Below are 21,397 nucleotides of genomic sequence, written 5' to 3'. Positions count from 1 at the left end.
GACTTATTGACCCAACTTCAGGCGAGCAGTCTCGCCACTGGTGAACGGAGCGATATCGACCGGCTGGCCGTTGTAGCTGACCTGTGCAGCACGGGCAACGCCCAGACGCACGGCGAGCGGCGGCTTGCCGCTGACGGTCACATTATCGCCTTTATGCTTCAGACCACTGAACAGTACTTTGCCACGGCCATCGGTGACTTGCGCCCAGCAATCGGCGCTGAACTGCAGTTGTACCTGACCATCGCCGGCCACCGGAGCGGCCGCTTCTGCGGCTGGTGCCGGTGTAGCAGCAACGACTGGAGCGGTAACGGTTGGTGCTGGGGTAGCTGGAACGGTTGGCGCAGGAGTGGCCGGATTGGCGACAACCGGGGCTGGCGTATGAACCGGAGCGGTCGGCGTTACAGCCGGTGCAACCGGTGCCGCTGGAGCAGTTGCCGGGGCAGCAGCTTCTGCGCCAGTCGATTCAGCAGTGGTTTCAGACTGAGGCAATGCCAACGCAGTCGAGCTGTCGGACTGGTTCTCCTCGACAGCCTGGTCTTCCGGCTCGTCGATCGGGTGAATCTGGGTGGTGCCGTCAGCACCTTCGACTTCAACGTGCTCAGGCGCCAGAGACGTCAGGTCCTTGGTGCGCAGCGACGTCTGATCCTGCCACCAGACGAAACCGCCGCCGATGACCGCAATCAGCAACAGCAGGCTGACAATACGCAAAATAGTGTGGGAGACCCGTACAGGTTCTTCGATACGGCCAAGGGCGTGAACATTGCTGCCCTGGGAGTCGGTGCCGGTGGACTGGTCGAACTGCTGAACCAGGACGGTCTGGTCCATGCCGAGCAATTTGGCATAGGCGCGAATGTAACCGCGAGCGAAGGTATGCCCCGGCAACTTGTCGAAAGCGCCGGCTTCAAGATTGCTCAGGGAAGTCACAGTGAGGTTGAGCTTGAGGGCTACTTCGGCCAGCGACCAGCCATTGCTTTCGCGGGCCTGGCGCAGGGTCTCACCGGGGTTAACGCGATTCGCTGCTACAACTTCGGGATGCGCCGCTTTCATCATTGCTCCGACAGGTATTGCTGATATTCCGGCGTACCGGGATAGAGTCGTTTTAATTGCAGGCCATAACTGGCGGCCTTGTCGCGATCTTCAAACACTTTTGCCAGCCGAACGCCGAGCAATAGACTACGTGCATTTTGTTCGGTCAGCAGGCTGAAACGGTCGTAATAGTCACGCGCGGGCACATAATGCCTGTCTTCGAAGGACAACTCAGCCATTTCCAGCAATGCGCGTGGTTGTTGGCGGTTCAAACGCAGCGCTTTTTCCAGCTGCTGCTGCGCCAGATCACGCTGCCCGAGCTTCGCCGCCGTCATGCCGAGGTTTTCGAACACACGCGAGCGCTCAGGATACAGGGTATCGGCGGCGGCCTGTTCAAAACGCTCGTAGGCTTCTTTATAACGCTGTTGTTCGTAGAGAAAACTGCCGTAGTTGTTGAGGATGCGCGCATCGGCGGGACGGGAGGACAAAGCCTTGCGGAAGTGTTCGTCGGCCAGCTCAGGCTCCATTTCGGACTGAAACACCAGCCCGAGGGCCGCGTTGGCGTCAGGATCGGAACCGTCGATTTCCAGCGCCTTCTTCAGCGGCACCTTGGCCCGTTCGGTCATGCCTTGCTGCAAGTACCCCAGCCCCAACTGCACGTAGGCAGCCCGCGCTTCATCGCGGCCCTTGCTGGTCTTCATCGGGTTGTAGTCACCCGACAGGACACAACCAGCACACAGGCTGGCCAACAGCAACAGCAGCGCAAAGCGCAGGGACATAGAGATCCTCTCTTAGTTAGTATTCGCGGCGTTCTGTGCCAGATCGCTGTCGGCGCTCAACTCACGCACGGCGATGTAACGTTCGCTGCGACGGGTGCGATCCAGCACCTGCCCTACCAATTGACCACATGCAGCGTCGATGTCTTCACCACGGGTGGTGCGCACAGTGACGTTGAAACCGGCCTGATGCAACTGATCCTGGAAACGACGGATCGCGTTGTTGCTCGGCCGCTCGTACCCGGAATGCGGGAACGGGTTGAACGGAATCAGGTTGATCTTGCACGGGATATCTTTCAGCAGCGCGATCATTTCCACCGCGTGCTCGACCTTGTCGTTGATGTCCTTGAGCAAGGTGTACTCGATGGTCAGCACACGTTTCTCGCCCAGAGACGACATGTAGCGCTGGCACGACTCGAGCAGCATCTTAAGCGGATATTTCTTGTTGATCGGCACCAATTGGTTACGCAATGCGTCATTTGGTGCGTGCAGGGACAACGCCAGGGACACGTCGATGTGCTTGGCCAGCTCATCGATCATCGGCACCACACCCGACGTGGACAGGGTCACGCGGCGCTTGGAGATCCCGTAGCCGAGGTCATCCATCATCAGATGCATGGCGGCGACGACGTTGTCGAAGTTCAGCAATGGCTCACCCATGCCCATCATCACCACGTTGGTGATGGCACGGTCGACGGTTGCCGGGACACTGCCAAAAGATTTGTTGGCAATCCACACCTGGCCGATGACTTCGGCGGCGGTGAGGTTGCTATTGAAGCCTTGCTTGCCGGTGGAGCAGAAACTGCAATCCAGGGCACAGCCTGCCTGGGACGAAACGCACAGAGTGCCGCGTTTGCCCTGGGGAATGTATACGGTCTCGACGCAACTGCCGGACGCCACGCGCACCACCCACTTACGGGTGCCGTCGCTGGAGATGTCCTCGCTGACCACTTCCGGACCACGGACCTCAGCAATAGCCTTGAGCTTGTCGCGCAAGGCCTTGCTGACGTTCGTCATGGCGTCGAAATCATCGACGCCAAAGTGGTGAATCCATTTCATTACCTGACCGGCACGGAAACGCTTCTCCCCGATTGAGTCGAAGAATTTTTCCATTTCCTGTTGAGTCAGACCCAGCAGGTTGGTTTTTACAGTCGATGTAGTCATGGATTCACCTTCACTCTTAAGCCAATGCTTAGCGAGTGGTTACTTCAGTAGCTGCGAAGAAGTACGAGATTTCACGAGCAGCTGCGGCTTCGGAGTCCGAACCGTGAACAGCGTTGGCGTCGATGGAATCAGCGAAATCAGCGCGGATGGTGCCGGCAGCAGCTTCTTTAGGGTTGGTAGCGCCCATCAGCTCACGGTTCAGAGCGATAGCGTTTTCGCCTTCCAGAACCTGAACAACAACAGGACCGGAGATCATGAAAGCAACCAGGTCGCCGAAGAAACCACGAGCGCTGTGCTCAGCGTAGAAGCCTTCAGCTTCAGCTTTGGACAGTTGCTTCAGTTTCGAAGCTACAACGCGCAGGCCGGCTTTTTCGAAACGAGTGGTGATTTCGCCGATGACGTTTTTTGCAACAGCGTCAGGCTTGATGATGGAGAAAGTGCGTTGAACAGCCATGGTGTAACTCCAGAAACGGTAATTTGCGAAAAATTAAACCCGCGAATTATACGCGGGTTCTTGGGTATTGCCTAACCTGCGAGACGATCAGTCCAATTCTTTGGCCCAGAGCGTCTGAACCGCTTCCAACACCTTCTCGCCGACACGGCCAGAGGTGTTGTCGAAATCCGGCAGCTCTTTGATCCATTGCTGCAGATCGACGAAATTGACAGAAAACGGATCTACACCCGGCTTGGCTTCAGCCAATTCTTCTGCAATACGTTGAACATCATTCCAACCGTAGCTCATGACAGTCTTACCAGTCAGTGCGGCGCTTCGGCCGCATGGTTAAGCGAATATTTCGGAATTTCGACGGTGATGTCTTCTTCACCAACGATAGCCTGGCAAGCCAGACGCGATTGCGCTTCCAGACCCCAGGCACGATCGAGGAAATCTTCTTCCAGCTCGTCGGCCTCTTCCATCGAGTCGAAACCCTCGCGGATGATGCAGTGGCAGGTGGTGCAAGCGCAGACACCGCCGCAAGCGCTTTCCATCTCGATGTGGTGTTCGTGGGCCAGTTCGAGAATCGATGTGCCGGGCGCAGCCTCTACAACCATGCCTTCAGGGCAGAACTTCTCGTGGGGCAGAAAAATGACCTGCGGCATCAGATATCCTCGATTTCATTCAGATTGCGCCCCGACAGAGCAGCTTTCACCGTCAGATCCATGCGGCGGGCAGCAAAAGCATCGGTCACTTGCGACAGACGCTTGGTCTGCTGCTCGATGGCATAACCATCGGTACCTTTCATCAGTTCGGCCAATTCCTGCAGCTGCAAGTCGATAACCATGCGCTCTTCGGCGTCGAGCAAACGCTCGCCATCCGCCTCCAGAGCGCCCTGCACCGCTTCGATCAGACGCTGGGCATCGACCTGCTGCTCACGCAGAACGCGGGCGACCTTGTCGTCATTGGCGTGCTGGAACGAATCCTTGAGCATTTTGGCGATTTCGCCGTCGGTCAGACCGTAGGACGGTTTGACCTGAATGCTTGCCTCAACGCCTGAACCCAGTTCACGGGCGGAAACGCTGAGCAGACCGTCGGCATCGACCTGGAAGGTCACGCGAATCTTCGCTGCACCGGCGACCATCGCCGGGATACCGCGCAATTCGAAGCGCGCCAGCGAGCGGCAGTCGCTGATCAGCTCGCGCTCACCCTGCAGGACGTGGATCGCCATGGCCGACTGGCCGTCTTTATAAGTCGTAAAATCTTGTGCGCGAGCGACGGGAATGGTGGTGTTACGTGGAATCACCTTTTCCATCAGACCGCCCATGGTTTCCAGCCCCAGGGACAGCGGAATCACGTCGAGCAGCAGCAGTTCACCGCCATCGCGCTTGTTGCCAGCCAAGGTATCGGCCTGGATCGCGGCACCGATGGCCACCACTTGATCCGGATCGATTTCGGTCAAAGGCTGACGACCGAAGGCTTCGGCAACGGCTTCGCGAACACGCGGCACGCGAGTCGAACCACCGACCATGACCACGGCGTGCACGTCTTCCAGCTCGATGCCGGAGTCGCGAACGGCGCGGCGGCAGGCTTTCAGACTGCGCGCGACCATTGGCTCGATCAGCGCATCGAAGGCTTCGCGGGTCAGCGGTGCTTTCCAGTCGCCATAGGCCACTTCAACGCTGGACGCATCGGTCAGGGCTTCTTTGGCCGCGCAAGCGGTTTGCAGCAGATTGCGTTGTGCGCCCGGATCGAGATCGGCGGACAAGCCCGCGCTCTCGATGATCCAGCCGGCAATCGCGTGATCGAAGTCATCGCCGCCCAGCGCGCTGTCGCCGCCAGTGGCCAGCACTTCAAAAACACCGCCAGTCAGACGCAGAATGGAAATATCGAAGGTGCCGCCGCCCAGGTCATAAATAGCGACCAGGCCTTCAGCGTGTTGATCCAGACCGTACGCCACAGCGGCAGCGGTCGGCTCATTGAGCAGACGCAGCACGTTCAGACCGGCGAGTTTCGCCGCATCCTTGGTGGCTTGGCGCTGAGCATCGTCGAAGTAAGCAGGAACGGTGATCACCGCACCCACCAGCTCGCCACCCAAGGTTGCTTCAGCGCGCTGACGCAGGACCTTGAGGATATCGGCGGAGACTTCGACCGGGCTTTTCGGGCCTTGCACGGTGTCGATGAACGGCATGTGCGATTCGCCACCGACAAAGCGGTATGGCAGTTGCTCGCCCAATTGCTTGACGTCGGACAGACCACGACCCATCAAGCGCTTGACCGACAGCACGGTGTTCAAAGGATCGGAAGCGGCGGCCAGCTTGGCTGACTCGCCAACTTCGACGCGATCGGCGTGGTAACGCACAGCGGACGGCAGGATGACCTGCCCGTTTGCGTCAGCCAACGGCTCGGAAAGACCACTGCGCAACGCAGCGACCAGCGAATTGGTAGTGCCCAAGTCGATCCCCACAGCCAGACGACGCTGGTGCGGTTGAGGACTTTGGCCGGGTTCGGCGATCTGCAGTAGGGCCATCGTGATCAGGACTTATCTGTATATCAGGCGTGCGACCGGAGCGGCACTGGGTTAATCGTCGAGGCGCTCTTCTAACTGGCGCACTTCGTAGGTGAGCTTGTCGAGGAACTGCATGCGCCGCATCAGGCGCTCGGCCTGCTCACGTTGCGCTGCATCATCCCAACAGGCTGCGAAGCTTTCATTGAGTTCTTCCTGAGCCACTTTCAGGCGCCGCTTGAACACTGCGACGCCGTCGAGATCGGCACTGTCCTGGAGGTCTTCGAGCTCTTCGCGCCATTGCATCTGCTGCAGAAGAAACTCGGGGTCGTGGACCGTGACTTCCATCGGCACTTCATGCCCGCTGATGGTCAGCAGGTAGCGTGCGCGCTGGGCCGGACTCTTGAGCGTCTGATAGGCGTCGTTGAGCCGCGCAGACTGCTCGAGTGCCGACCGCTGCTCACGCTCGGAAGCGTCGGCAAAGCGGTCAGGATGAACGCCGCGCGCCAACTCACGATAGCGCGTGGCCAACTGCTCGAGATCCAGACGGAAACCCGGTTGCAGCTCGAATAAAGCGAAATGACAAGGAATACCCACGACAAGCCTCAGATGTTGAAGCTTTCGCCGCAGCCACATTCACCGCGTACGTTGGGGTTGTTGAACTTGAAGCCTTCGTTCAACCCTTCCTTGACGAAATCGAGCTCGGTGCCGTCCAGGTAAGCCAGGCTTTTCGGGTCGATGATCACTTTTTCGCCGTGACTCTCGAACACCTGATCCTCTGCAACCACCTCGTCGACAAACTCCAGCACGTAGGCAAGGCCGGAACAGCCTGTGGTGCGAACACCCAGACGAATCCCTTCACCTTTGCCGCGCCCGTCGAGGGAGCGCCGCACGTGTCGAGCAGCCGCTTCTGTCATGCTGATAGCCATCGGTGACTCCTTACTCGTCGCCAAATCCAGAAAGTCAGATCAAGCCTTTCTTCTGCTTGTAATCGCGAACAGCCGCTTTGATAGCGTCTTCAGCCAGTACCGAGCAGTGAATCTTCACTGGCGGCAGGGCCAGTTCTTCGGCCAGCTGAGTGTTCTTGATGGTTTCTGCTTCGTCCAGGGTCTTGCCCTTCATCCACTCGGTGGCGAGGGAGCTGGAAGCGATAGCCGAACCGCAGCCGTAGGTCTTGAACTTGGCATCTTCGATGATGCCGGCGTCGTTGACCTTGATTTGCAGACGCATCACGTCGCCGCACGCCGGAGCGCCGACCATGCCGGTGCCGACATCAGGATCTTCCGCGTTCATCTTGCCGACGTTGCGCGGGTTTTCGTAGTGGTCGATGACCTTTTCGCTGTAAGCCATGATTCTCAATCCTCACTCATCAGGGCCGCTCTTGAGACCCTGCAACTGCGCTGCGTAAACTGCCGCGTCGCTACAGGATCTGTATCTGGCGGCTTCTATATTTAGTGTGCCGCCCACTCGATTTTCGAGATATCGACGCCGTCTTTGTACATGTCCCACAGCGGCGACAGAGCGCGCAGCTTGGTAACGGCCTCGCAGACTTTCTGCGCGGCGTAGTCGATTTCTTCTTCGGTGGTGAAACGGCCGAAGGTGAAGCGGATCGAGCTGTGTGCCAGTTCGTCGTTGCGGCCCAAGGCGCGCAGTACGTACGAAGGCTCCAGCGACGCCGAGGTGCACGCCGAACCGGACGATACCGCCAGATCCTTGAGCGCCATGATCAGCGACTCGCCTTCAACGTAGTTGAAGCTCAGGTTCAGGTTGTGCGGAACGCGGGCGGTCAGGCTGCCGTTGACGTACAGCTCTTCCAGATGCTCGACCTGCTTGTAGAAACGGTCGCTTAAGGCTTTGATACGGACGTTTTCGGCCGCCATGTCTTCTTTGGCTACGCGGAACGCTTCACCCATGCCGACGATCTGGTGGGTCGCCAGGGTGCCGGAACGCATGCCACGCTCGTGACCGCCGCCGTGCATGGTCGCTTCGATGCGCACACGCGGCTTGCGGCTGACGTACAGCGCGCCGATGCCTTTAGGGCCGTAGGTTTTGTGGGCAGAGAACGACATCATGTCGACCTTCAGCTTCTGCAGGTCGATCTCGACCTTGCCAGTGGACTGAGCGGCGTCGACGTGGAACAGAACGCCCTTGGCGCGGAGCATTTCGCCGATCGCTGCGATGTCGTTGACGGTGCCGATTTCGTTGTTCACGTGCATCACGGAGACCAGAATGGTGTCTTCGCGCAGTGCAGCTTCAATCATGGACGGAGTGATGAGACCGTCTTCGGTCGGCTCGAGGTAGGTGACCTCGAAACCTTCACGCTCCAGTTGGCGCATGGTGTCGAGGACAGCCTTGTGCTCGATCTTGGAGGTGATCAGGTGCTTGCCCTTGGAACCGTAGAAATGCGCCGCACCCTTGATTGCCAGGTTGTCGGATTCGGTGGCACCGGAAGTCCAGACGATTTCGCGCGGGTCGGCGTTGACCAGATCAGCCACCTGACGACGCGCATTTTCCACCGATTCTTCAGCCTTCCAGCCGAACACGTGGGAACGGGACGCCGGGTTACCGAAGTTTCCGTCGACCAGCAGGCATTCACTCATCTTTTGCGCAACACGCGGATCAACCGGGGTGGTCGCAGAGTAATCAAGGTAAATCGGCAATTTCATGGACTATCTCCTAAATCAGGGCTGGCGTGCCGCTAGCTCTTTGGCTGTCATTCGACGGCGGACGCTTCAATCTTGTCCAGGCGTGGCGCCTTGCTGTTGCAACGGCGCTGGTCCTGACGCTGGGCTACTTCTTGCACCTCACGGCGAGTCACAAGATCAGCCAAGCTGATACCACTTAGAAATTCGTGAATCTGCAGGCTCAAATCGCACCACAGATGATGGGTCAGGCACGTGTCGCCGGAATGGCAATCGCCTTGGCCCTGGCATTTGGTGGCATCGACCGATTCGTTTACTGCATCGATCACCTGGGCGACCTGGATGCCCTGCATGTCGCGGGACAACTGGTAGCCGCCACCCGGGCCGCGAACGCTGGAAACCAGATTGCTGCGGCGCAGCTTGGCGAACAGCTGTTCGAGGTAGGACAGGGAGATGCCTTGGCGCTCGGAGATATCGGCCAGGGACACGGGCCCGTGCTGCGCGTGCAACGCCAGGTCAAGCATGGCGGTCACGGCGTATCGGCCTTTTGTAGTCAGTCGCATGGACAGTTACCACGGAGTTCAGAATGGGGCGAGTATGCAATTCCCGAGTATTTAAGTCAACTTTAAGACCTAGTACTTTAGTCAGGATTACCCGCAAAAGAGCGCGCGAATGATAGCAGGCTCTGCGGCCTAATGGCACACCGGTTGACGGATGCCTGTGTAGGAGCTGCCGAAGGCTGCGATCTTTTGATCTTATGAAAGGCAAGATCAGAAGATCGCAGCCTTCGGCAGCTCCTACAGGGGGCGTTAGCTGGCCTTGGACTCGTCTTTGCCTTTGACGCAGGCGAAGTCTTCTTCACGCAGCTCAGGCAGATCTTTCGCACAGTAATTGCTGCCCAGATCCTTCAGCGCGCCGCACATCCCTTCCAGCCGTCCGTCCACCGCTTGCAGGTGATCGAGCAACTGACCGATGGCGCGCGCCACCGGGTCAGGCATGTCTTCGCTGACGCCGTAGGCATCGAAACCGATCTTCTCGGCCATGGCCTTGCGCTTGGCATCCTGCTCTTCGTCGGACTTGACGATGATGCGTCCAGGAATACCGACAACAGTGGCGCCCGGCGGTACTTCCTTGGTCACCACGGCATTGGAACCAACCTTGGCACCGGCGCCGACGGTGAACGGACCAAGCACCTTGGCGCCCGCACCGACAACCACACCATCACCCAACGTCGGGTGGCGTTTGCCTTTGTTCCAGCTTGTGCCACCCAGGGTCACGCCCTGATAAATGGTCACGTCATCGCCAATCTCGGCGGTTTCACCAATAACGATGCCCATGCCATGGTCGATAAAGAAGCGACGACCGACTTTGGCCCCCGGATGAATCTCGATCCCGGTCAGCCAGCGGCCGAAGTTCGACACCAGCCGCGCCAGCCATTTCAGTTCGTTGCGCCACAGCATGCCGGCCAATCGATGAATCCAGATCGCATGCATGCCGGGGTAGCAGGTCAGGACTTCAAAAGCGTTACGCGCCGCCGGGTCTCGATGGAATACGCTCTGGATATCTTCACGCAAACGCTCAAACATCATTTAGTCCTTCCGCTTAAGAAGCTCGCCACGGGCCGCCTTCTGGGTTTCCGTGAGGATGCCACGCAAAATATTCATTTCCGCCCGACTCACCGAGCTGCGTCCGTACAACCGGCGCAGGCGCGCCATCAAGTGCCGTGGTTTTTCCGGATCGAGAAATTCGATGGCGACCAGCGTCTGCTCCAGATGCTCATAGAATCGCTCCAGCTCATCCATGGTCGCCAGCTCGGCACTTTTCACCGAAGCCACTTCTTCTTTCTCGATCTTGCTCGGCTGACCTTGGGCGGCCAGCCAAGCCATGCGCACTTCGTAGCTCAACACCTGCACCGCCGCGCCAAGGTTCAGCGAACTGAACTCAGGGTCGGAGGGGATGTGCACGTGAAAGTGACATCGCTGCAGCTCCTCATTGGTCAGGCCGGAATCTTCGCGACCGAACACCAGGGCGATTTCAGCGCCCTGCCCGGCTTCCTCGACCACTTTGGTGCCGCACTCGCGCGGATCCAGCAGCGGCCAAGGAATACGCCGGTCACGGGCGCTGGTGCCGAGCACCAGATTGCAGCCGACCAAGGCGTCTTCCAAAGTGGCGACGACTTGCGCATTTTCAAGGATGTCACCGGCACCGGAAGCACGAGCGTCGGCTTCGTGGTGCGGGAAGACCCGCGGTTCGACCAGCACCAGTCGCGACAGACCCATGTTTTTCATGGCGCGCGCGGCCCCGCCGATGTTGCCGGGGTGGCTGGTATTGACCAGGACGACACGAATGTTCTGCAGCAAGGGAGGCGCTCTCGGACACAGGAAAGGGGTGCAAATCTTACAGAACAGCCTACCGTTAAGCTATGAAAGCGAACAGCGTCCTTCACCTGAAGAAAAGTTCTGATAGAATGCGCGGCTTTCTTTAACAACCTTAGGTGACACATCCATGCAGCCCATGCTGAATATCGCGCTGCGCGCCGCCCGCAGCGCCAGTGAACTGATCTTCCGCTCCATCGAGCGCCTGGATACCATCAAGGTCGACGAAAAAGACGCCAAGGATTATGTATCCGAGGTCGATCGCGCCGCTGAACAGAAAATCATCGACGCCCTGCGCAAGGCTTACCCGAATCACTCGATCCAAGGTGAAGAGACCGGCCTGCACGCCGGTACCGGCATCGAAGGCGAAGAGTACCTGTGGATCATCGATCCACTGGACGGCACCACTAACTTCCTGCGCGGCATTCCGCACTTCGCTGTCAGCATTGCCTGCAAATACCGCGGTCGCCTGGAACACGCAGTGGTTCTGGACCCGGTTCGTCAGGAAGAATTCACCGCCAGCCGTGGTCGCGGCGCTCAACTGAACGGTCGTCGCCTGCGCGTCAGCGGTCGCACCAGCCTCGACGGCGCCCTGCTGGGTACCGGTTTCCCGTTCCGTGACGATCAGATGGACAACCTCGACAACTACCTGGGCATGTTCCGCGCCCTGGTTGGCCAGACTGCCGGCATCCGCCGCGCCGGTTCGGCCAGCCTGGACCTGGCGTATGTTGCTGCCGGTCGTTTCGACGCGTTCTGGGAATCGGGTCTGTCCGAGTGGGACATGGCTGCAGGCGCCCTGCTGATTCAAGAAGCTGGCGGCCTGGTGAGCGACTTCACCGGCGGTCACGACTTCCTTGAAAAAGGCCATATCGTTGCCGGCAACACCAAATGCTTCAAGGCAGTCCTGACGGCGATCCAGCCGCACCTGCCGGCTTCGCTGAAGCGCTAAGCTTCACGCGAAACGAAAAAAGCACCCGTCGGGGTGCTTTTTTTATGCCTGGAATTCGTCACCTGCCACACCACGGGACCAATGCAGGAGTGAGCCTGCTCGCGATAGCGGTGTATCAGCCACCACCTGCATTGAATGATGAATAGCTATCGCGAGCAGGCTCACTCCTACAGGGGATTTGTTGTGCAGCCTAAATGGCGGGCACAAAAAAGCACCCCGCAGGGTGCTTCTTGTTAAAACAGTCGCTCTTTACTGAGCCGGCTCATTCTGCGACAGAATCAGCTTGCCTTCCTTGTCGACCGGAATCTGGTTGCCCGGATCGCGATCCATCCGCACTTTGCCTTCCTTGCCATCGAGCGAGTAACGCACGTCGTAACCGACGACTTTGTCGCTGATGTCATTGACTGTGTTGCAGCGGGTTTGCGTGGTGGTGTAGGTGTCACGCTCCTGCATGCCTTCCTGCACCTTGTTACCCGCATAACCGCCACCGACCGCACCGGCTACCGTGGCAATTTTCTTGCCGGTGCCGCCGCCAATCTGATTACCCAGCAAACCACCTGCCAGCGCACCGACGACGGTACCGGCAATCTGGTGTTGATCTTTTACCGGTGCCTGACGAGTCACTGTCACGTCCTTGCACACTTCACGTGGAGTCTTGATCTGTGTTTTAACCGGTTCAACGGCCAATACTTGCGCATACTCAGGGCCGCTTTTAACCAGGCTGTAGGTGGCAACAGCACCCCCGGCAGTCACACCGACAGCACCCAATACCGCACCAACCAGCAACGACTTGTTCACATGAACCTCCTGACCATCACATGCGGGACGCGCCCGCGCTTCTCCCAGCCTTGGAGCATAAAAAAAGGCGCGAGTTCAACTCGCGCCTTTCTTGGGCTGACAGCCGGGAAAACGATGGCCGTTATGGACGGTCGTCGACTTCCTTCTCGGTGTTGGCCGGAGGAATCAGATCCTCGGTGGTCAGGTTCAGCCAGATCAGCACCACGTTAGCGATGTAGATCGACGAGTAGGTACCCGCCAGAACACCGATAAACAGCGCGATCGAGAAGCCGAACAGGTTGTCACCGCCGAAGAACAGCAGTGCCGCAATCGCCAGCAAGGTGGAGATCGACGTCGCCATGGTCCGCAGCAGGGTTTGCGTGGTCGAGATATTGATGTTCTCGATCAGCGTTGCCTTGCGCAGGACACGGAAGTTCTCACGAACCCGGTCGAATACCACGATGGTGTCGTTCAGCGAGTAGCCGATGATCGCCAGCACCGCCGCCAGTACAGTCAGATCGAAAGTGATCTGGAAGTACGACAGGATACCAATGGTGACGATCACGTCGTGAATCAGCGAAACGATGGCGCCGACCGCGAACTTCCACTGAAAGCGGAAAGCCAGATAGATCAGGATGCCGCCAAGCGCCAGCAGCATGCCGAGGCCGCCCTGATCGCGCAGCTCTTCACCGACCTGCGGGCCGACGAACTCGACACGCTTGACCGTCGCCGGGTTGTCACCGCCAAGCTTCTGCAGCGCTTGCGCGACCTGATGACCCAGCTGCGGGTCTTCACCCGGCATGCGCACCAGCAGATCGGTGGTTGCACCGAAGCTTTGCACGATGGCTTCGTGGTAACCCGAAGTCACCAGCTCCTCACGCACCTTGGTGACATCGGCCGGACGCTCGTAGGTCAGCTCGATGAGCGTACCGCCGGTGAAGTCCAGACCCCAGTTCATACCCTTGGTCACGACACTGAACATAGCCAGCAACGTGAGAAACACTGTGACGCCGAACGCGAAGTTGCGAACGCCCATGAAGTTGATTGTACGTAACATGGCAGCCCCTTAAATCCACAACTTCTTGAAGTCACGTCCGCCGAAGATCAGGTTGACCATTGCGCGGGTCACCATGATGGCCGTGAACATCGAGGTAAAGATCCCGAGGGACATGGTCACTGCGAAACCTTTGACCGGGCCGGTGCCCATGGCAAAGAGAATCCCGCCGACCAACAACGTGGTCAGGTTGGCGTCGAGAATCGCGGTGAATGCCCGGCCGAAGCCTTCGTTGATTGCACGCTGCACGGTCATGCCGGCGGCGATCTCTTCACGAATCCGCGAGAAGATCAGCACGTTGGCGTCGACCGCCATACCCATGGTCAGCACGATACCGGCGATACCCGGCAGGGTCAGCGTTGCACCCAGCAGCGACATCAAGGCCAGCAGCAGCACCATGTTCACCGCCAGTGCGACAGTGGCGATGATGCCGAAGAAGCGGTAGATGGCGATGATGAACAGCGACACGAACAGCATGCCCCACAGCGACGCATCGATACCTTTGGTGATGTTGTCAGCACCCAGGCTCGGGCCGATGGTGCGCTCTTCAGCGAAGTACATCGGTGCGGCCAGACCACCGGCACGCAGCAGCAGCGCCAGTTCAGACGATTCGCCCTGACCGTTCAGGCCAGTGATGCGGAACTGAGCACCTAGCGGCGACTGGATGGTCGCCAGGCTGATGATCTTCTTCTCTTCTTTGAACGTTTGCACCGCAACGTCTTTCTCGACGCCATCGACCACTTGCTTGGTGTAAGTGGTGATCGGGCGCTGTTCGATGAAGATCACCGCCATGCTGCGACCAACGTTCGAACGAGTAGCGCGGCTCATCAGCTCACCACCGTGACCATCCAGACGGATGTTCACTTCAGGCGTGCCGTGCTCGCCGAAGCCGGCCTTGGCGTCGGTGACCTGGTCACCGGTGATGATCAGACCACGTTCGATCTGTGCTGGCGGACGATTGCCCTCACGGAACTCGAAGGTTTCGGAGGTGGCTTTCGAAGCACCCGGCTCAGCAGCCAGACGGAACTCAAGGTTGGCCGTCTTGCCGAGAATACGCTTGGCTTCGGCAGTGTCCTGCACGCCCGGCAGCTCAACCACGATGCGGTTGGCGCCCTGACGCTGAACGATCGGTTCGGCAACACCCAGCTCGTTGACGCGGTTACGTACCGTGGTCAAGTTCTGCTTGATGGAGTATTCACGGATTTCCGCCAGCTTGGCCGGGGTCATCGCCAGACGCAGCACCGGTTGACCGTTGAGGTCGGCCGGAACAATGTCGAAATCGTTGAAGTTCTTGCGGATCAGTGCACGGGCCTGTTCGCGGGAGTCTTCATCACTGAAGCCCAACTGAATGGCACCGCCCAGTTGCGGCAGACTGCGATAGCGCAGCTTCTCTTTACGCAGCAGGCTCTTGACGTCGCCTTCGTAAACTTTCAGGCGTGCATCGAGGGCTTTGTCCATGTCCACTTCCAGCAGGAAGTGCACACCACCGGACAAGTCCAGACCCAGCTTCATCGGGTGCGCGCCCAGGTTGCGCAGCCATTGCGGGGTGGTCTGTGCCAGGTTCAGCGCGACAACGTAGTCGTCACCCAATGCCTTGCGCACAACGTCTTTGGCCGGCAGCTGATCTTCAGCCTTGCTCAGACGGATCAGACCGCCCTTGCCGTTGGCGGCCAGCGTGGCTGCCTTGACGTTGATCCCGGACTCCTTGAGCGCAGTGCTCACACGATCCAGATCAGCCTGATTGACTTGCAGCGCAGTGCTTGCACCGCTGACCTGAATGGCCGGGTCATCGGGGTATAGATTCGGAGCGGAATAAATCAGACCGATCGCCAGCACCGCCAGGATCAGAATGTATTTCCACAGAGGATATTTGTTCAGCATCACGCCGCCCGTTATGAACGCGGGGCGCCTTGCGCGCCCCGTCGATTGAGTAGAAGTTGTTGCTTCAGATCGCTTTCAGCGTGCCTTTTGGCAGCGTGGCGGCGATGGCGCCTTTCTGGAACTTCATTTCCACGGTGTCGGAAACTTCCAGAACCACGAAGTCATCGGCCACTTTGGTGATCTTGCCAGCGATGCCGCCGGTGGTGACCACTTCGTCGCCCTTCTGCAGGCTGCTCAGCAGGTTCTTCTGCTCTTTGGCGCGCTTGGCCTGTGGACGCCAGATCATCAGGTAGAAGATGACCAGGAAGCCGACCAGGAAAATCCACTCGAAACCGCCGCCCATTGGGCCGGCAGCAGCCGGTGCAGCCGCGTCAGCCATGGCGTTAGAGATAAAAAAGCTCATTTAGCACTCCAGTTGCAAATGTTGAATCTTGGGGTCAGAAAACTCAGTCCAAAGGCGGAACGGGGAGCCCGCGTTTGGCGTAGAAGGCATCGACAAAGGCGGCCAATGTACCCTGTTGAATAGCCTCGCGCAAACCAGCCATCAGCACCTGATAATGGCGCAAGTTATGGATGGTATTGAGCATGCTTCCCAGCATTTCGCCGCACTTGTCCAGGTGATGCAGATAAGCGCGGGAGAAGTTCTGGCAGGTATAGCAATCGCAGGTCGGATCCAGCGGCGATTCATCATGGCGATGGAACGCGTTACGGATCTTCAGCACGCCTGTATCAATGAACAGATGCCCATTGCGGGCATTACGGGTTGGCATCACGCAATCGAACATGTCCACACCGCGGCGCACACCCTCAACCAGATCTTCCGGTTTGCCAACGCCCATAAGGTAACGAGGTTTGTCAGCCGGCATCATGCCCGGCAGATAATCCAGTACTTTGATCATCTCGTGCTTCGGCTCGCCCACCGACAGACCGCCAATGGCCAGGCCATCGAAACCGATCTTGTCGAGGCCTTCGAGCGAGCGCATGCGCAGATCCTGGTGCATGCCACCCTGAACGATGCCGAACAATGCGGCGGTGTTGTCACCGTGAGCATTTTTCGAACGCTGAGCCCAGCGCAGCGACAGTTCCATCGATACGCGCGCGACGTCTTCGTCGGCCGGGTACGGCGTGCATTCGTCGAAAATCATCACGATGTCGGAGCCGAGGTCGCGCTGCACCTGCATCGATTCTTCCGGGCCCATGAACACTTTGGCACCGTCGACCGGAGAGGCGAAGGTCACGCCCTCCTCCTTGATCTTGCGCATCGCGCCGAGGCTGAAGACCTGGAAACCACCGGAGTCGGTGAGGATCGGGCCTTTCCACTGCATGAAATCGTGCAGGTCGCCGTGTTCCTTGATCACCTGGGTGCCAGGGCGCAGCCACAGGTGGAAGGTGTTGCCGAGAATGATTTCTGCGCCGGTGGCAACGATGTCACGCGGCAACATGCCCTTGACCGTGCCGTAAGTGCCCACCGGCATGAACGCCGGGGTCTCGACGGTGCCACGCGGGAAGGTCAGACGACCACGTCGGGCCTTGCCATCGGTGGCCAGAAGTTCAAAGGACATGCGACATTCGCGACTCATTCTGTTTCCTCTGGGCCGGTTTCTTTAGGGGCAGTAGGTGCGGGATTACGGGTGATGAACATCGCATCACCGTAGCTGAAAAAGCGGTAACCGTTGTCGACGGCAGCCTTGTAGGCAGCCATGGTCTCGGGATAACCGGCAAATGCCGAAACCAGCATCAGCAGCGTCGATTCCGGCAAATGGAAATTCGTCACCAGGGCATCGACCACATGGAACGGTCGGCCCGGGAAGATAAAGATATCGGTATCGCCACTGAACGGCTTGAGCACGCCATCGCGCGCGGCGCTTTCCAGCGAGCGCACGCTGGTGGTGCCGACGGCAATCACGCGACCACCACGCGCACGGCACGCCGCGACCGCATCGACCACATCCTGGCCGACTTCCAGCCACTCGGTGTGCATGTGGTGATCTTCAAGCTTCTCGACGCGCACCGGCTGGAACGTCCCCGCGCCCACGTGCAGCGTAACGAACGTGGTCTCGACGCCCTTGGCGGCAATCGCCTCCATCAGCGACTGATCGAAATGCAGCCCCGCCGTCGGTGCCGCCACCGCACCGAGTTTCTCGGCGTACACGGTCTGATAACGCTCGCGATCCGAGCCTTCGTCCGGGCGGTCTATATAAGGAGGCAACGGCATGTGCCCGACGCGATCGAGCAGCGGCAACACTTCTTCAGCGAAGCCGAGTTCGAACAACGCATCGTGACGCGCAAGCATTTCTGCCTCGCCACCACCGTCGATAAGGATCTTCGAACCCGGCTTCGGCGACTTGCTGGAACGCACATGGGCCAGCACGCGGTGCGTATCGAGCACCCGCTCAACGAGGATTTCCAGCTTGCCGCCGGACGCTTTCTGCCCGAACAGCCGCGCCGGAATCACCCGGGTATTGTTGAACACCATCAAATCGCCCGGGCGCAAATGCTCAAGCAAATCAGTGAATTGACGGTGTGCGAGGGCGCCGCTCGGCCCGTCAAGGGTCAGCAGGCGACTACCGCGACGCTCGGCCAAAGGGTGGCGGGCGATCAGCGAATCAGGGAGCTCGAAAGTAAAGTCAGCAACGCGCATGATGGGGTTCGTCTAGCAGGGCCGGAAAGTCTAGCGGAAATATCGAAAATTCTCTATGTACCTGATTGACCGACGGTAATCTCATCTCTATACTTCGCCGCCATTGAGCCCTGATGGCGGAATTGGTAGACGCGGCGGATTCAAAATCCGTTTTCGAAAGGAGTGGGAGTTCGAGTCTCCCTCGGGGCACCAAAATTAAGAAAGGTCTTGCTTAGCAAGGCCTTTTTTTTCGTCTGCCGGAAAGTGCCGCTGGCCGTCCCGCGAGATCCCACAAAGGTCACCCCATGGAAACGTCACTGGAAACAGTCGCCCTTTTCTCCCTCAAACTCGCTTACGAGGAAGAAGGCCTTAGCCCGATTTTGCGGGACGACATGGTCATGGGTGATTACCAGAAAGACATTTTCGAACTATTGGTGCGGCGTGGGGATGTCGAGACCATTCAGTTCAAGATGAACGAATGCCTAAGCTTGGCGATGGACGCCTTGGGCGGTGTCGAGAAACCGCTGGGGCGGGAGTTGCAGAAGTTGTCAGCCGAGTTCAGCGAGGCGCGTTCGCTGGAGCAGCTGGATCAGCCGCTCCTCGCGCTCAAGGGCTATTTGAAAGACATCTTGTAATGGGCTGAGGCGTTACAGCAGATGCTTCGAGATGTACTTGGAGATCTCCACCATCGACGTCTTCCCGGTGAATTCGAACTTCACCTTCCCCAGTGACGAAAAGTAAATCTCCAGCTCCGAATCCAGATCGAAGGTGCCAGAGGTTTCCACGGAGTAGGCGACGATGTTCTTGTACGGCAAGGAAGTGAAATCCTTCTTGCTGCCGGTAATGCCCTGAACGTTGACGGCGATGATGCGTTTGTTGGTAAACACCACGCCGTCACGCATGGCCTTGTAAGAGTCGATCACTTCTTCACCGTCCAGCAACAGCGCGGTTACGCGTTCGGCGTACTCATCGTTCTGCTTGAGTTTGAAGAAGCCTTTGTTGTTGAAGTCGATCATCTGTCCATCCTCATCTTCAAGAAAACATCCCGGTATTTCTTAGTTTCAACGACGGGCTTTCAGCACGCGGATATCGGTTGGGAACCCGTCGGCGCCGACAAGTTTTTTCCAGCCCAGATACTGAAACTCGCCCCTCTCATCAATGTAATCGCCCTTATCCACTGATCGGCCGCCAACCACAGCGACACGTTTAACTTCGCCACAGCCGCCGTCCGAAGGCCCGACGGTATAGATCACATACGGCTTCACATATTGCGTGGCGCGGAAGTATTGGCCGCAGATTTCGTCGACGGTGATCAACATGGTTTTCAGGCGTGCTTCGCCGTCGGTGTCTTCGTGCAGTTTCAGGAAAGATATATCACCGACGTCGCTGTAGCCGAGGGCGCGGGCGCGTTGGTAGGCGGGGGAATTCTGGTGGGCGATGCGGCCTTCCTCCGCAGCACCTTGCATTTTTGCGGCGAACTCGGCTTTGCCTTGGGCAATGATTGATTCAGCCTGGCCCGCGAAGTTTTCGCATTCGGCGAATTCTCGCGAGCCCAAGTGATTGGGCGTCAGGTTGGAGCGGTGTTCATTCATGGTCTGCAGGTTGCTTTCCAGCGCGAACATCACGTCGTAGGCGGTGGTGCGGCCGCTTTGCACGTCGGCCATTTTCTCCAGCACGCGCTGGCAGTTACCGGCGTAGTACTTCCAGCTGTTTTCCGGATGCTCTTGCACGGCGGCGAATGCTGGGGCCATTGCAGCGGTGAGTGTGATTGCGCAGAGCAGGCGCAAACAGTGGGTACTGACTGGCATGGGTAGTCCGTTACGGAGATGGGCAGTGGCGCGACGCTACTATTTTGCTATCTTGCCGTCCACTGCCAGTAACGAGGTCGCCAGCGCCTCGATGGAATCGATTTTCAGAGGGAGAAACACCTTGATGGCCGTGTTGTACTTTTTCGTCTGGGGAGCCGTTTGGGCTTGGGTCGTGCAGACCCGTGGTGCCTGGAACCTGATCCTTGCCAACCTGGCGGGTGCCGCCAGCGGCTTCATCGTCGCAATGATTTTTTCGGTGGTCTGTGCAGGACTTTTCCCGGCGCACGTGCCTCCTGCAACTGAGAACCTGGCCAGTAGCGTGTTGCAAATAATCACCACGTTCGGTGTGCTGGCGGGTGTCTGGATGTGGCTGGTCAGGCGTCCTCGGCCAGAGCATCCGTTTGCCCGGCAACTTTTCGCCGGTATCTGTGGGCTGGCTGCGGGTGTGACGACGCTGGCGTTTTTCGCGCTTAATTTTCACTGAGCACCGCTATCGTCACTGCCATTTCACGTCTGTTTTGTTATCTTGCCGGCCATTCTCAGCGTTCACCTTGGGCGTGCGTTGATTTCAGGTTTGGAAGGTTTAAGGAAAGGATCAAATGGAGTTTCTGCGTTTTCTGGCGATTGTCGCGGTTTGGGGGTTCATGTGGCGCTGGGTGGTCAAGAACCGTGGCAGCTGGAATATCTTCTACGGCAACATCGTTGGCGCAGCGGGCGGCTTCATTGTCGCGATGGTGGTGCTGTCGATCACGTTGTCGCTGTTTCCGTCGGCCGCGCCGAGGACAACGCAGAGCAGCGAGACGCAGAGCGCCGCGGCGGCACTCATGCCTGAATTAGAAAAGGCAATGGAGCCCATGGCTGCGATCGCGTCCTCACCTGAGAACTCCGACAACCTTACGACCTATGTCGCCAGCGAACCACAGAACGAGCCTTCGCCGCCCGAGTCCGCACTTCTACCGAACTACAGCCAGCGCCTGACCGCATTAATCCAGGAGAAGAACTTCAAGGACAACGTGCGCAACGATTTTGAAGTTTCGCGCCGACTGGCCGGCAACCATCCGGACGCGGACAGATCCCTGATGGCGTTCATGATTTGCGACCCTATTATCAAAAGTGCCATGCGTTTTTCAGCGTCGACAGCGATCGCCAGCGCCAAGAGCGCGAGCAGCCAACGGTTCAAGGATCAGACCTATACCATCAGCAGCACCGTCACCGCTCTGAACATGTTGGGCGACCATGTCAGCTACAGTTCTGACTGTTCCGTTCAGCAAGTAGACGGCAGAGATACTGACAAAGCCGCGTGGCGACTGCTCGATCTGAAGCTGAAGAAGATCGATTCTTAAGCCTCATTTAAGGGATCAAGGCGCCGGCTGCGCTATCATCGCC

26 protein-coding genes and 1 tRNA gene are annotated in these 21,397 nt (G+C 58.4%); 5 read left to right on the top strand and 22 right to left on the bottom strand.

Annotated features, from left to right (window positions below):
- Positions 1-3: 3 nt before the first annotated feature.
- The 14 genes from ACM6IN_RS27160 to trmJ all read right to left on the bottom strand — a co-directional run bounded on the left by ACM6IN_RS27160 (position 4) and on the right by trmJ (position 10,907).
- Positions 4-1,047 carry a helix-turn-helix domain-containing protein gene (locus ACM6IN_RS27160; protein ID WP_007916871.1) on the bottom strand — a complete coding sequence of 348 codons (1,044 nt, stop codon included), beginning with the start codon at positions 1,045-1,047 and terminating at the stop codon, positions 4-6.
- Positions 1,047-1,805 (bottom strand): type IV pilus biogenesis/stability protein PilW, encoded by a 759-nt coding sequence (pilW, locus tag ACM6IN_RS27155; protein ID WP_007916880.1) that lies wholly within the window; start codon positions 1,803-1,805, stop codon positions 1,047-1,049. Before pilW ends, ACM6IN_RS27160 begins: the two co-directional genes overlap by 1 nt.
- Positions 1,806-1,817: 12 nt before the next feature.
- On the bottom strand, positions 1,818-2,966 hold the full coding sequence (rlmN, locus tag ACM6IN_RS27150; protein ID WP_414917020.1) for a 23S rRNA (adenine(2503)-C(2))-methyltransferase RlmN: 1,149 nt from the start codon (positions 2,964-2,966) through the stop codon (positions 1,818-1,820).
- 28 nt (positions 2,967-2,994) lie between these two features.
- Positions 2,995-3,420: a nucleoside-diphosphate kinase gene (ndk, locus tag ACM6IN_RS27145; protein WP_007916882.1), complete on the bottom strand. Its 426-nt coding sequence runs from the start codon at positions 3,418-3,420 to the stop codon at positions 2,995-2,997.
- Positions 3,421-3,507: 87 nt separating this feature from the next.
- A complete protein-coding gene (gene iscX, locus ACM6IN_RS27140) occupies positions 3,508-3,708 on the bottom strand; it encodes a Fe-S cluster assembly protein IscX (protein WP_047599296.1) in 201 nt (66 codons plus the stop codon).
- Between the two features lie 14 nt (positions 3,709-3,722).
- The gene (gene fdx, locus ACM6IN_RS27135) at positions 3,723-4,064 is read right to left on the bottom strand and encodes an ISC system 2Fe-2S type ferredoxin (protein WP_007916885.1); all 342 of its coding nucleotides are present in this window, start codon (positions 4,062-4,064) and stop codon (positions 3,723-3,725) included.
- Positions 4,064-5,929 (bottom strand): Fe-S protein assembly chaperone HscA, encoded by a 1,866-nt coding sequence (gene hscA, locus ACM6IN_RS27130; protein ID WP_007916887.1) that lies wholly within the window; start codon positions 5,927-5,929, stop codon positions 4,064-4,066. The genes fdx and hscA overlap by 1 nt, the downstream gene beginning before the upstream one ends.
- Positions 5,930-5,980: 51 nt before the next feature.
- Complete coding sequence (hscB, locus tag ACM6IN_RS27125) at positions 5,981-6,502, bottom strand: co-chaperone HscB (RefSeq protein WP_007916889.1); 522 nt, start codon at positions 6,500-6,502, stop codon at positions 5,981-5,983.
- A gap of 8 nt (positions 6,503-6,510) precedes the next feature.
- Positions 6,511-6,834: an iron-sulfur cluster assembly protein IscA gene (iscA, locus tag ACM6IN_RS27120; protein WP_003227904.1), complete on the bottom strand. Its 324-nt coding sequence runs from the start codon at positions 6,832-6,834 to the stop codon at positions 6,511-6,513.
- A 34-nt stretch (positions 6,835-6,868) separates the two neighbouring features.
- The gene (gene iscU / locus ACM6IN_RS27115; protein ID WP_007916892.1) at positions 6,869-7,255 is read right to left on the bottom strand and encodes a Fe-S cluster assembly scaffold IscU; all 387 of its coding nucleotides are present in this window, start codon (positions 7,253-7,255) and stop codon (positions 6,869-6,871) included.
- Positions 7,256-7,356: 101 nt separating this feature from the next.
- Positions 7,357-8,571, bottom strand: coding sequence for an IscS subfamily cysteine desulfurase (locus tag ACM6IN_RS27110; protein ID WP_095048352.1), 1,215 nt, complete (start codon positions 8,569-8,571; stop codon positions 7,357-7,359).
- Between the two features lie 47 nt (positions 8,572-8,618).
- Positions 8,619-9,110: a Fe-S cluster assembly transcriptional regulator IscR gene (iscR, locus tag ACM6IN_RS27105; protein ID WP_003227911.1), complete on the bottom strand. Its 492-nt coding sequence runs from the start codon at positions 9,108-9,110 to the stop codon at positions 8,619-8,621.
- A gap of 246 nt (positions 9,111-9,356) precedes the next feature.
- Complete coding sequence (cysE, locus tag ACM6IN_RS27100; protein WP_007916901.1) at positions 9,357-10,133, bottom strand: serine O-acetyltransferase; 777 nt, start codon at positions 10,131-10,133, stop codon at positions 9,357-9,359.
- 3 nt (positions 10,134-10,136) lie between these two features.
- Positions 10,137-10,907, bottom strand: a complete 771-nt coding sequence (gene trmJ, locus ACM6IN_RS27095) for a tRNA (cytosine(32)/uridine(32)-2'-O)-methyltransferase TrmJ (protein WP_007916903.1) — start codon at positions 10,905-10,907, stop codon at positions 10,137-10,139.
- Between the two features lie 145 nt (positions 10,908-11,052).
- Here trmJ and suhB point away from each other — a divergent pair, with 145 nt between their 5' ends.
- Positions 11,053-11,871, top strand: a complete 819-nt coding sequence (gene suhB / locus ACM6IN_RS27090) for an inositol-phosphate phosphatase (RefSeq protein WP_016773320.1) — start codon at positions 11,053-11,055, stop codon at positions 11,869-11,871.
- A 249-nt stretch (positions 11,872-12,120) separates the two neighbouring features.
- On the opposite strand, the gene ACM6IN_RS27085 is transcribed toward suhB, so the two are convergent.
- The 6 genes from ACM6IN_RS27085 to queA form a co-directional block, all read right to left on the bottom strand.
- A complete protein-coding gene (locus tag ACM6IN_RS27085; protein WP_007916907.1) occupies positions 12,121-12,669 on the bottom strand; it encodes a glycine zipper 2TM domain-containing protein in 549 nt (182 codons plus the stop codon).
- Positions 12,670-12,790: 121 nt separating this feature from the next.
- Positions 12,791-13,705: a protein translocase subunit SecF gene (gene secF / locus ACM6IN_RS27080; protein WP_038362953.1), complete on the bottom strand. Its 915-nt coding sequence runs from the start codon at positions 13,703-13,705 to the stop codon at positions 12,791-12,793.
- A 9-nt stretch (positions 13,706-13,714) separates the two neighbouring features.
- Positions 13,715-15,583, bottom strand: a complete 1,869-nt coding sequence (gene secD, locus ACM6IN_RS27075; RefSeq protein WP_077574432.1) for a protein translocase subunit SecD — start codon at positions 15,581-15,583, stop codon at positions 13,715-13,717.
- Between the two features lie 64 nt (positions 15,584-15,647).
- The gene (yajC, locus tag ACM6IN_RS27070; RefSeq protein ID WP_007916913.1) at positions 15,648-15,986 is read right to left on the bottom strand and encodes a preprotein translocase subunit YajC; all 339 of its coding nucleotides are present in this window, start codon (positions 15,984-15,986) and stop codon (positions 15,648-15,650) included.
- Positions 15,987-16,029: 43 nt separating this feature from the next.
- Complete coding sequence (gene tgt, locus ACM6IN_RS27065; protein WP_162130185.1) at positions 16,030-17,145, bottom strand: tRNA guanosine(34) transglycosylase Tgt; 1,116 nt, start codon at positions 17,143-17,145, stop codon at positions 16,030-16,032.
- A 14-nt stretch (positions 17,146-17,159) separates the two neighbouring features.
- Positions 17,160-18,224 (bottom strand): tRNA preQ1(34) S-adenosylmethionine ribosyltransferase-isomerase QueA, encoded by a 1,065-nt coding sequence (gene queA, locus ACM6IN_RS27060; protein ID WP_007916915.1) that lies wholly within the window; start codon positions 18,222-18,224, stop codon positions 17,160-17,162.
- Between the two features lie 107 nt (positions 18,225-18,331).
- Between queA and ACM6IN_RS27055 the strand changes: the two genes are divergently transcribed.
- Both ACM6IN_RS27055 and ACM6IN_RS27050 read left to right on the top strand, forming a co-directional pair.
- Positions 18,332-18,416 (top strand) — tRNA-Leu (locus tag ACM6IN_RS27055).
- Positions 18,417-18,508: 92 nt separating this feature from the next.
- Positions 18,509-18,838 (top strand): hypothetical protein, encoded by a 330-nt coding sequence (locus tag ACM6IN_RS27050; RefSeq protein WP_095048374.1) that lies wholly within the window; start codon positions 18,509-18,511, stop codon positions 18,836-18,838.
- 12 nt (positions 18,839-18,850) lie between these two features.
- Here ACM6IN_RS27050 and ACM6IN_RS27045 read toward each other — a convergent pair whose 3' ends face one another.
- Both ACM6IN_RS27045 and ACM6IN_RS27040 read right to left on the bottom strand, forming a co-directional pair.
- Positions 18,851-19,219, bottom strand: a complete 369-nt coding sequence (locus ACM6IN_RS27045) for a PH domain-containing protein (protein ID WP_007916917.1) — start codon at positions 19,217-19,219, stop codon at positions 18,851-18,853.
- 45 nt (positions 19,220-19,264) lie between these two features.
- Entirely contained in the window at positions 19,265-20,011 is a 747-nt protein-coding gene (locus ACM6IN_RS27040) for a hypothetical protein (RefSeq protein WP_414917019.1), read from the bottom strand.
- Positions 20,012-20,036: 25 nt separating this feature from the next.
- Here ACM6IN_RS27040 and ACM6IN_RS27035 point away from each other — a divergent pair, with 25 nt between their 5' ends.
- The gene (locus tag ACM6IN_RS27035) at positions 20,037-20,495 is read left to right on the top strand and encodes a hypothetical protein (protein WP_414917018.1); all 459 of its coding nucleotides are present in this window, start codon (positions 20,037-20,039) and stop codon (positions 20,493-20,495) included.
- Positions 20,496-20,610: 115 nt separating this feature from the next.
- Positions 20,611-21,354: a hypothetical protein gene (locus ACM6IN_RS27030; protein WP_007916928.1), complete on the top strand. Its 744-nt coding sequence runs from the start codon at positions 20,611-20,613 to the stop codon at positions 21,352-21,354.
- The last annotated feature ends 43 nt before the right edge of the window (positions 21,355-21,397 follow it).

The sequence above is a fragment of the Pseudomonas sp. IT-P395 genome (genome assembly GCF_949767675.1).
In the GTDB taxonomy this organism is placed as follows: domain Bacteria; phylum Pseudomonadota; class Gammaproteobacteria; order Pseudomonadales; family Pseudomonadaceae; genus Aquipseudomonas.
This window is presented reverse-complemented; position numbering and strand designations above follow the sequence as displayed.